We start from the raw sequence: 10,591 nt of genomic DNA, 5'->3' as shown, positions 1-10,591 counted from the left end.
CGAACAATACAAAACCGCATATTGATTTGTAGCAGGAGACGAAATAATAATCCTTGCTATTTTCAAAACATTGGATACGGAACCAGACGCAATAAGGTATATTGCAGCCGTTATCGCCGCAGGATAAATGCTCGCCGAGAGAAAATCATTCCGCATGACATCCTTCTTCAGGCCGTACTTTCTTATAAAAAGATAGGATATAAAAACGGGGATTAGCAAAACCGCGGATTCCTTCATAAGTATGGCAATGGCGTAAATAGCCGTAAAAAAGACGTGTTTAAACTTTTTTCTGTCTTCCAGCATATCGAAAAAGAGCCACATAGAAGATACCAAAAAAAGGTTTGCCGTAGAATCAAGAAGCGCCCGCCTCGCCATTGCCATATTGAGCGGCGAAAATCCGATAAGGACGACGAAGAAAAGCGCATATCTTTCGCCAAAGTACTTCTTTGCGAAATAGTAAGATACGCCGAGCATCAATAGATAAGAAAACAACGACAAAGACGATAAGGAAAAATACGTCATGCCGAATATTCTAAGCCACAGAGCGCTAAGAGATATAAAAGCAATTCTCAAAGGGCTAGGAAGGACCCAATTTGCCTGATCGCTTATATATATTCTAAAAAGCGCCGGAAATGCCCTCGGCCCGCATTCGTTAATGACTGCGGCATACCTAAAATAATAACCCTCGTCGGCGCCGCCATAAAATATGAGATGCCTAAAGCTGGACAGGAGCAAAACAGCGCATAAAATGATTAAAAGGATAAAACCTAAATCATATCTATTTGCATCTTTTTTAATAAGATTAATAGACATCTTCTCTCTGTTTTGTTTTTAGATGTCGGAAAGTTTTTCTATATTGCGGACTGTGAGGCTTTTATCTATCTTCCTCAGTAAACCCTTTAGTACGTTTCCGGGGCCTATTTCGTAGTACCCCAAAATACCGTCTTTAATCGTGAGCCGTATAGATCGCTCCCAAAGCGTCCTGTGATTTACCTGAAGAGCCAGATTATTCTTTATTGAATCGACATTGTCTATATAAGCGCCGGTGACATTACTTATAAAAGGGATTTGCGGTTTATTGAGTTTTATTTTCGTAAGCTCATCTTTGAGGCGGTTACTTGCTTTGGTCATAAGCGAAGAGTGAAACGGCCCGCTTACGGCGAGAGGTATGCATTTTGCCTGAAGAGACGTTCTTGCAACTTCCATCGCCTTATCGACCGCTTCCATCGTGCCTGATATAATAACCTGTCCGGGGCAGTTTAGGTTGGCGATCTCGCATCCGGCATTTTTAGTTACATTTTCAAGCGCTTCCGGTTCGGGGCCTATAATGGCGGCCATCTTTCCGGGATTTTCCAATGCCGCTTCCTCCATAAATTCGCCTCGTCTCCTGACAAGCCCGACTGCGTCTTTAAAAGATACGCATCCCGAAGCTACAAGCGCGGAGTATTCTCCCAGGCTTAAGCCCGCACACGCCGAAGGCGTAATATCTTTTCCTTTGGATGATTGAAATGCGCGTAAAGCCGCTATACTCATCACAAGTATGGCCGGTTGGCTGTTTTTGGTAGTGGTTAATTCTTCGGCGGGACCTTCAAAACACAATTTTGCTATGTCGAAACCTAATATATCATTAGCTTCAAGGAATATTTCTTTCGCGGCGGGAAATGAACCGTAAAGATCCTTACCCATCCCTACATACTGAGCGCCCTGTCCCGGAAATATAAACGCTACTTTGGACATTGTCACCACTCTATTACGATGGCGCCCCAGACAAGGCCGGCGCCGAATGCATCTAAGACTATCTTATTGCCTTTTTTTATCCTGCCTTCTTGAACAGCCTCGGTGAGCGCAACCGCCGTAGAGGCACTCGACATATTACCGTATTTTTCTATATTTAAATATACCTTTGACGGCGGCAGGTTCATCCTTTTCGCGACTGCCATCAATATCCTCATATTTGCCTGGTGCGGAATGACAAGGTCCATTTCGCCGCATTTAATGCCGCTTAAGGCCATGGCCTTATTGCCGGCATCTGCCATTATCTTTACGGCCTCCTTGAACAGCTCCCCACCGCTCATCTTCATATAGTGCAATCTCTCATCTATCGTTTCATGGGTAGCTGGCCTAAGTGAACCGCCGGCCGGCATTTCTAAGAGAGGCGCATTTCTGCCGTCCGAACCCAAATAAACCGACAGTATGCCTCCTGTCTTTACTTTACTCATAACACACGCGCCAGCGCCATCTCCCAATAAAACGCAGGTATTCCTGTCCTTCCAATCCGTAACAGACGACATTTTCTCGGAACCTATTACCAACGCATTACGGTACATGCCGGATTTTATAAATTGCTCGGCTATGGCCATGCCGTAAACGTATCCTGCGCAGGCGGCACTTATGTCAAAACATACGGCGTTTACCGCGCCGAGCCTGTTCTGTATGAGGCAGGCGGTCGATGGAAACTGCATATCGGGGGTTATTGTAGCGGTTATTATCAAGTCTATGTTTTCAGCGTTTAGATGGGCATTTTCAATCGCTTCCTTTGCGGCTTCAGAACCCATAAAAGCCGCGGCAATACCCTCTCCGGCGATCCGCCGTTCTTTTATGCCCGTTCGCGTGATTATCCACTCATTCGAGGTCTCCACCATTTTTTCGATGTCAGCATTTGTCAGGACTTTGGTGGGGACAAATTTTCCAACTCCTATGATACCGACTTTCTGATTTTTTGCGGTTTTTCTTTTTTTTAATTTGGGCTCCATGTATCAGTAGCTCTCCAATTCTTCCACTATGCGTTTATTTAATTCATTCTCCTTATATTCCGCGCCTCTCCTTATGGCATTTTTTATCGCCTTTGCGCTTGAGGATCCGTGGCTTATGATCACATGTCCGGCTACGCCGAGAAGCGGCGCGCCTCCGTATTCGGAATAATCGAGGTCTTTCCAAAGCCTTAGAAAAGCAGGCTTACTCATTAAAGCGCCTATTTTAGCAAGAACGCTGTTCTTTATCTGACTTTTAAGAAGTTTCGTAATCGCTCCTCCTATACCCTCGGCGACTTTTAAGACGACGTTTCCGACGAAACCGTCGCAAAGGACAACGTCGCACCTTCCCGTAAATACGTCGCGGCCTTCAACATTGCCTATAAAATTCAATCTGCTATCATCCAGAAGCTTATGGGTCTCCTTGATGAAATCGGTCCCTTTTGTAGCCTCTTCGCCTATACTAAGAAGGCCTATCATCGGTTTCGATTTATTTAATATATATTTACTGTACGCATCGCCCATTATGCCGTAATGCAGAAGGTGTAACGGTTTCGGGTCTATATTGGCGCCTACGTCTATCATCATTGAAACGCCTTTAAAGGTAGGAAATACTATAGATATCCCTGGCCGCTCTATCCCGGGCAAGAGCCCAAGCCCTAAAGTGGCGGAGCATACTACCGCTCCGGTATTACCTGCGCATATAAAAGCATCGGCTTCCCCGTTTTTCAGAAGGTCTATGCCAATAGCTATCGATGAATTCCTCTTTTTTCTTACCGATATTGCCGGAGGCTCGTCCATTAAGACGACTTCCGGGGCGTGCTCTATAAATATATTATCCGGATACCTTTTATACCTGGAAAGTTCTCTTCGCAATATTGTCTTATCGCCGACAAGGACCATGTCATAATCGTATTCTCTTGCCGCCGCCACTACGCCGTCTACTACAACCTGTGGGGCTCGGTCACCGCCCATGCCGTCAATAGCTATCCTCATTTATTTCCTCCATTGACTGTCAACCGTCGATAATTATTTCTTTTTTTTCTTCTCTTTTTGTTTAATTTGTACAACCGGCCTGCCGTTATAATATCCGCAGTTAGGGCATATTCGGTGAGGCAACTTCGGTTTTTTACAGTTTGGGCAGGTAGAGGGGTTCGGTATATCCGCTTTATAGTGCGTCCTTCTCCATCTACCTCTTGCTTTTGAATGTCTCCGTTTTGGATTTGGCATTGTTCTCCTTCCGATTACTGTGCTCTTACCGCCGTAATAGCGATGGCATCTATGACATCGTCTACTATACATCCTCTTGAAAGATCGCTTGCCGGTTTCTTCAGCCCTTGCAATATAGGGCCTATAGCTCTTGCGTTGGTCAGCCTCTGTACCAGTTTATAACTTATATTCCCACTGTCAAGATTCGGAAATATCAGTACGTTCGCTTTTCCCGCCACCGCGCTGTCCTTCATACTTGTTTTTATATTCGCCACTTCATAGTCAAGGGCGCTGTCTGCCTGCAATTCACCGTCGATTAAAATATCCGGGGCCAGCACTCTTGCCTCCTCCACGCCCTTCTTCACCTTATCTACGAGCTGCCCCTGGGCACTCGATTTTGTGGAATAACTAAGCATGGCTACGTAAGGCTCTTTATCAAACAGCCGGCGGTATAATTCTGCTGAGGACACCGCTATTCCCGCTAATTGGCGCGGGTTCGGGTCAGGCAATAATCCGCAATCGGCAAAGACAAAGAGCCCATTGTCGCCATAATGAGAGTTTTCTATGTACATAAGAAAAGATCCCGAGGCTACACCGATAGACTCGTCGACCTCAAGGCAGTGAATAGCCGCCCTCGCCACGTCGCTTGTTTTGTGGCTGGCTCCCGCAACAAACCCGTCTGCCAGGCCGTTTGCAACCATCATGGCCCCAAAAAATACATAGTTATCCAACAATATCTTCTTCGCGGACTGTTCGTCAGGGTACCTATTATGGCGCTTTTGGGACAAGTCTTTTGCCAATTTATCAATCATCTCTGACGTTTTCGGGTCGATTATTTTTATCATACCTTCATCGTATTCACCGAACTTCCGCAGACTTTTTCTCGTATTTTCTACGTCGCCCAGAAAGATTATTTTCGCTATTCTCCCTTTAGCTACCGTAACGGCAGCCTCTAAAACTCTGGGGTCGGCGGGCTCTGACAGAACTATCGTCTTTAAATTTTTTTTCGCCTTATCTCTTATAAACTTTATCGGATCCACTGGTATTATCTTTTCCTAAGCTTCTTTTTAAGTTCCTTTTCTATAAAATCCGGAACGAAACTTTTTAAATCTGCGCCCAATAACGCGGCCTCTTTTATCAGCGTGCTTGAAAGATACGAATACGACTCATGCGGCATTAAAAATATCGTCTCTACGCTGTCATTTATCTTGCGGTTTGTAAGGGCCATCTGAAATTCATATTCGAAATCAGACAACATGCGGATGCCCCTTATAAGCACATTGGCTTTCTTTTTGAGGACATAATCCACGGCGAGGCCCGTAAAATCGTCTATCTCTATATTGGACATATGCCGGGCGGCCTTCTTTAACATGACGACGCGCTCGCTTACCGTAAAAAGCGGCTTCTTCTCGGTATTATGCGCCACTGCCACTATAACGCGGTCAAATATGCGGCCGGCGCGCTCTATGATATCTACATGGCCATATGTTATAGGGTCAAAACTTCCTGCGTATACTGCTATCCTTTTCATGCGATGTCATTCTTTCGATTTGTAAAATGTGAGGCAAATATCGCCGTAACACACGCTACGATAAGAAGTTATACCGCCTATCTCCTGCGGCAAAATATCTTTCTTATGATGTTCGGCCATAATTACGCAACGAGGGTTTAGTATATCACGCTCGCTCAGCTTAATCAAGCATTTTTTTGCTATCTCTTTGTAATACGGGGGATCCATTAGTATTATATCGAACTTTTTTCCCGCGCTAACAAGCCGGTCTATGGCCTTCTGGACATCCATCTTTATTATATCAAATCTGTCCTTTTCTACCTCGAGCATATTCAGATTATCTTCTATGGCCTTTACGCATTCTCTTTGGCTATCTACAAAAACGGCTGTATTCGCTCCTCTCGATATAGCTTCTATGCCGAATGCGCCCGATCCCGCAAAAAGGTCAAGCACATCCCGGCCGTCGATATATTCGCGTATTATATTAAAAAGCGCTTCTCTTATGCGGTCCTTGGTCGGCCTGACGCCTTCTGCCCTCGGACTCCTTATCAATCTCGATCTGTATTTCCCGGCTATTATTCGCATGTTATCGTTTTATACTCCTCGCTAAGGAACCCGGTATTTTTCTCCGCTCGGGGTCGATTTCTTAACGGCGAAGGTCTCTCGCAACTCGGTGGCTGCAGAACTCGCCCCGATGGGCTCTCCATCGGGGCTCGGACAGCTTCGCCATCCCGACATTGTCCCCCTCTCGGGGGACGTCGGGATTCCCTCGTTGCTCGAGCGTGCTTCGCCTAAAATCGACACTCGCGTCGAAAAACACCGGCTTCCTTTTAGAGAGCATTAGTGCTATAATAATATTGATGCTTCTCCGAGCGACATTGCAAAATTTAGCCTTGAGCAAGGGAAAAAGCGGTTTCTAAAAGGGCGCTTGCTGTTCGCCGAAGGCGATTTCGCCGACCTCTCTATGACACGTAGGAGGCGAAATGAGGCGGCACGGCAGTGCCAGCCGAGTTCAAGCGCCCCCGCTTTTTACCGCAGCGAAAGGCGTTTCCGCCTTTAGCGGATCCGCCTCAGGCGGAAAAAATTTTGCAGGAGCGAGGAGAGTATCAATATTATTATCCTACGCTCAAAAACTGCATCTTGCCTTTGTACCGCTCGATAACGGCGTCGCGGAGATTTCGATTACGCTCGTCGGTAAGGCCGCTATCCTTAGCTACCAATCCAAACGCCTCTTTCCGCGCAAGCTCAAGAATGGCCTTGTCCTCTTTTAAGTCGCCGAATCTTATTTCCGGAAGGCCGTGCTGCCTTGTCCCAAACATCTGGCCCGGCCCTCTTATTGAGAAATCCTCTTCCGCAAGATCAAAGCCGCTCTGCATCTCTTCAAGTGCCTGAAGTCGTTTTTTCGCATCTTCGTTTTCAGGGTTCGAAATAAGGATACAGTAAGATTTGTGGCCGCCCCGCCCGATCCTTCCGCGTAGTTGATGAAGTTGAGCGAGGCCAAAGCGATCAGCATTTTCTATAATCATAACAGTCGCGTTCGGGATATCTATGCCTACTTCTATCACCGTCGTTGAAACAAGGATATTTATTTTATTTTTTTTGAAATCCTTCATTATTTTTTCTTTTTCGGATGATTTCATCCTGCCGTGTATAAGCGCTGTCTTAAATTCCGGAAATATCTTTTCGGCAAGCTCACCATATACCTTTTTTGCAGACACAAGATCGCTATTTTTGCTTTCATCTATGCGCGGGCAGACTATATACGCCTGGCGGCCCGATATAATCTCTTCTCTGACAAATTTATATACCTTGCCCTTTCTCTCTTCCTCCACCCAGTATGTGGAAATAGCCTCTCTTCCTTCCGGCAGTTCTCTTATTTCCGATATATCGAGGTCACCGTAAATTGTCAGGGCCAGGGTGCGCGGGATTGGCGTAGCGGTCATGATCAAAACATCCGCATTGATGCCTTTTTTCCTCAAGAGCGCTCTTTCAGAAACCCCGAATTTATGCTGTTCGTCTATAACCAGGAGGCCGATTTTTTCAAAAGATACGCCTTCTTGTATCAGGCTGTGCGTACCGATAATTATATTGGTTTTACCCCTTTTCATTTCATCTTTTATCGCCTCTTTCTCGTCGCGAGGAGTACTGCCTGTCAAGAGACGTACGTTTATGCCCAAGGAAACAAAAAATTCGCTCAAAGTCAGATAATGCTGCTGGGCCAATATCTCCGTAGGCACCATAACAGCTCCTTGAAAACCGTTCTTTATGGTCAAAAGGAGCGCGTACATCGCCACGACTGTTTTGCCGCTTCCTACTTCGCCCTCAAGAAGCCTGTTCATCGGCCTGGGCGATATCATATCGGCTTCTATGTTTTTTATAGCGGCCTCTTGTTCCTTGGTCAACTCGAAAGGAAGCATATTTTTGAAATCGCCGAATAGTCCGTCCTTAACTTCGTGAGCCAAGCCCTCGCCCCGTTTTTCCCTTTCTTTCTTTATTAAGGCAAGCGCCGTCCCCAGCATGAAGAATTCTTCGAAAATAATGCGGCGCTCGGCCATCTTCAAGCTTTTAAAATTGACCGGAAAATGCATATTTTTGACGGCGAACTTTACATCCGCCAGCCGGCATCGTGCTCTCACCTGCGTAGGTATGGCATCACTAATAAGACTTATATTGCTCCCAAGCGCATAGTCGATAAGTAAGCGCAGGTATTTCTGCGAGACATCCTGCGTTAGGGGGTAGATAGGGACTATCCTTCCCATATTTATAATATCGAGCGATTCTTCGTCTCTCTTAAGGACTTCATAATCCGGGTGAGTGATCTGTAAGTACTTAAACTTTTCTACTTTCCCGTAAAGTATTATCTTATCGCCCGGCTTAAAATATTTTTTCAGATAGGGCTGGTTATACCAGACTGCGTGGATATTGGCCGTCTGGTCTTCTACCACCATCTCATATATCAAGATGCCCTTCTTGCTCTTCCATACACCGTGGCGTTTTATCCTGCCCTTTATCGTATGAAGTTTGTCCGGCTGAACGTCTTTTATTGAAATTATCTCGCGCCTGTCTTCGTAACGCCGCGGCAGATAATATAAAAGGTCAGATACGGTATGTATGCCAAGCCTTGCGAGCTGCTCGGCTCGCTTAGGCCCAACCCCTTTTAGGTATTGGACTTTCTTATCTTTTAACTCTTTTTTTTCTTGCATATATCCGACGGCTATGGTAGTATTTAACCCTGTTTAAGACCGAAAAAAGGAGTTTTTACAATGTCAAGATTTTGTGAAATATGCGGCAAAGGGCCTGTAGCCGGGCGCACGATAAAACGAAGAGGTCTAGCCAAAAAAAAGGGCGGCGTGGGCCTGCGTATCACTGGTATAAGCCGAAGACGTTTCCTGCCCAACCTTAAAATGGTCAGGGCATTAGTTAAAGGTAAAATAAAGAGAGTCAAGGTCTGCACCAAATGCTTGAAAGCCGGCAAGGTAAAAAAAGCCGTTTAACACCTCGCTTAAATTAAATTTACCTTTAGGTCTGCGATTTCAAGCTGCAAAGTAATAGCATCCTTCCATATATTCAAAGACGGCGTGTACGCAATATCCAGGCTGGAACTTTCCATTATTTCATCCGTCGCCTCCCCAAGCCTGAAACCTATCGCCTCGCATGTCGTGTTGCTGTCTGTCACCCACATCTTTATGCCCTCACGGCGCAGAAATATGGGCCTACTTTTCAACCTGAGCTTACGCGACAAAAGAACGGGCCTGCGATTACCCGGACCGTACGGCGCGAGGCTTTCTATTTCCTGGACCACGTTCTCCTTCAGTAAATTTAGTGGTATTTCCATATCTATAGCAAGGTGTGACATAAAATCGCTTTTTTCCAGCATCTTGGAAGCGACGGTATTAAATTTTAATCTGAATTCGTCCAGATTTTTACGCGCGATCTTCAGGCCGCATGCATCAGCATGCCCGCCGAAACCGGAAAGGAAATCGCGGCATTCGTTAAGCGCTTCGAAAAGATGAAAATTCCTTACTGAGCGGCCCGAACCCTTGCCTTCATTTTTGTTAAACGATATCATTACAGTAGGCCTCGAAAAACGCTCGGCTATCCTTGAGGCAACTATGCCTATGACGCCCGGATGCCAATCATCGCTTTCCAAGACGATTACTTTATCGTCTTTGAAATTTATTTCGTTCTCCACCCTATTTACGGCTTCCGTCAGGATGGTGCTCTCTATCTTCTGGCGGTTGCGATTTTCGGAATCCAGAACGCCGGCAAGGTTACCGGCCTCTTCCTCGTCTTCTGTAACTAAGAGCCGCAATGCCAAATCAGCAGAGCTGACCCTGCCCACAGCATTTATGCGCGGCCCCAGCATATACCCTATCTGCCTTGTGGATATCGTCTTGCCTTTCAGGCCTGCTATCGCTATTAGTGCGTGTATTCCCTTTTTTTTGCTCTCATTTATACGCGTGAGACCGTACTTGGTAAGAATTCTGTTTTCTCCCAATTGCGGCACCATGTCCTGAATAGTCCCCAGCGCTACAAGGTCAAGGTGCTGCTCCATGTTATAGCCACAATCACGCGTTAAGGCTTGGGCAAGTTTATAAGCGACCGCCACACCGGATAGATATTTAAAAGGATAGCTGCAGTCTTTTTGGAGTGGGTTAATAACGGCATAGGCGCTATATGGAAAAAATTCTTCCACTATCTTATGATGGTCGGTTATTATCGTGGTTATACCCAGTTTATTAAGGTATTCTACTTCCTTCTTGCCGCTTACACCGCAGTCAACTGTTATAAGAAGTGATATCTCGCGGTTGTGGGCCATTTTAACGGCCTCTTCGTTAAGGCCGTAACCTTCTTCCACTCTGTGAGGGATATATGATATTACATTACAGCCGATGTCGCGCAAAACTCTTTTGAGAATAGCAACGGCGCTTATGCCGTCGACATCGTAATCGCCGTAGACCATCACCTTTTCGCCCTTGGATATGGCCTTCTTTATGCGGAGAACGGCCTTTTCCATATCTTTCATAAGAAAAGGATCGTGAAGACCGCTTATGTCGGCCTTTAGAAAATTGTCTACTTCGGAAGGTTCTTTTATGCCGCGATTTATCAAAATCTGGGCGGT

The 10,591-nt window shown here is 45.9% G+C and carries 11 protein-coding genes; 1 reads left to right on the top strand and 10 read right to left on the bottom strand.

The genetic code is table 11. The features are described 5' to 3' along the window. The 9 genes from KKI13_01115 to recG all read right to left on the bottom strand — a co-directional run. Positions 1-813: glycosyltransferase family 39 protein (locus tag KKI13_01115; GenBank protein ID MBU4487656.1), on the bottom strand; the 813-nt coding region annotated here is incomplete at its 3' end. Between the two features lie 18 nt (positions 814-831). Next, complete coding sequence (gene fabD, locus KKI13_01110) at positions 832-1,737, bottom strand: ACP S-malonyltransferase (protein ID MBU4487655.1); 906 nt, start codon at positions 1,735-1,737, stop codon at positions 832-834. 2 nt (positions 1,738-1,739) lie between these two features. Next, the gene (locus KKI13_01105) at positions 1,740-2,753 is read right to left on the bottom strand and encodes a ketoacyl-ACP synthase III (GenBank protein ID MBU4487654.1); all 1,014 of its coding nucleotides are present in this window, start codon (positions 2,751-2,753) and stop codon (positions 1,740-1,742) included. Between the two features lie 3 nt (positions 2,754-2,756). Further along, entirely contained in the window at positions 2,757-3,746 is a 990-nt protein-coding gene (gene plsX / locus KKI13_01100; protein ID MBU4487653.1) for a phosphate acyltransferase PlsX, read from the bottom strand. Positions 3,747-3,779: 33 nt separating this feature from the next. Next, positions 3,780-3,980 (bottom strand): 50S ribosomal protein L32, encoded by a 201-nt coding sequence (gene rpmF, locus KKI13_01095; GenBank protein MBU4487652.1) that lies wholly within the window; start codon positions 3,978-3,980, stop codon positions 3,780-3,782. Between the two features lie 14 nt (positions 3,981-3,994). Beyond that, positions 3,995-4,999, bottom strand: a complete 1,005-nt coding sequence (gene pta / locus KKI13_01090) for a phosphate acetyltransferase (protein MBU4487651.1) — start codon at positions 4,997-4,999, stop codon at positions 3,995-3,997. 5 nt (positions 5,000-5,004) lie between these two features. Then, positions 5,005-5,490 carry a pantetheine-phosphate adenylyltransferase gene (gene coaD, locus KKI13_01085; GenBank protein ID MBU4487650.1) on the bottom strand — a complete coding sequence of 162 codons (486 nt, stop codon included), beginning with the start codon at positions 5,488-5,490 and terminating at the stop codon, positions 5,005-5,007. A gap of 6 nt (positions 5,491-5,496) precedes the next feature. After that, positions 5,497-6,054: a 16S rRNA (guanine(966)-N(2))-methyltransferase RsmD gene (gene rsmD, locus KKI13_01080; GenBank protein MBU4487649.1), complete on the bottom strand. Its 558-nt coding sequence runs from the start codon at positions 6,052-6,054 to the stop codon at positions 5,497-5,499. A 530-nt stretch (positions 6,055-6,584) separates the two neighbouring features. Next, positions 6,585-8,672 carry an ATP-dependent DNA helicase RecG gene (gene recG, locus KKI13_01075; protein MBU4487648.1) on the bottom strand — a complete coding sequence of 696 codons (2,088 nt, stop codon included), beginning with the start codon at positions 8,670-8,672 and terminating at the stop codon, positions 6,585-6,587. A gap of 60 nt (positions 8,673-8,732) precedes the next feature. On the opposite strand from recG, the gene rpmB reads away from it, so the two are divergent. Further along, a complete protein-coding gene (gene rpmB, locus KKI13_01070) occupies positions 8,733-8,963 on the top strand; it encodes a 50S ribosomal protein L28 (protein ID MBU4487647.1) in 231 nt (76 codons plus the stop codon). Positions 8,964-8,971: 8 nt separating this feature from the next. Here rpmB and recJ read toward each other — a convergent pair. After that, a partial coding sequence (recJ, locus tag KKI13_01065; protein MBU4487646.1) for a single-stranded-DNA-specific exonuclease RecJ occupies positions 8,972-10,591 on the bottom strand: 1,620 nt, incomplete at its 5' end.

The sequence above is a fragment of the Candidatus Omnitrophota bacterium genome, assembly GCA_018894435.1.
In the GTDB taxonomy this organism is placed as follows: Bacteria; Omnitrophota; Gorgyraeia; order JAHIPI01; family JAHIPI01; genus JAHIPI01.
The sequence above is the reverse complement of the archived record's forward strand: the minus strand, read 5'-3'. Positions and strand labels throughout refer to the sequence as shown.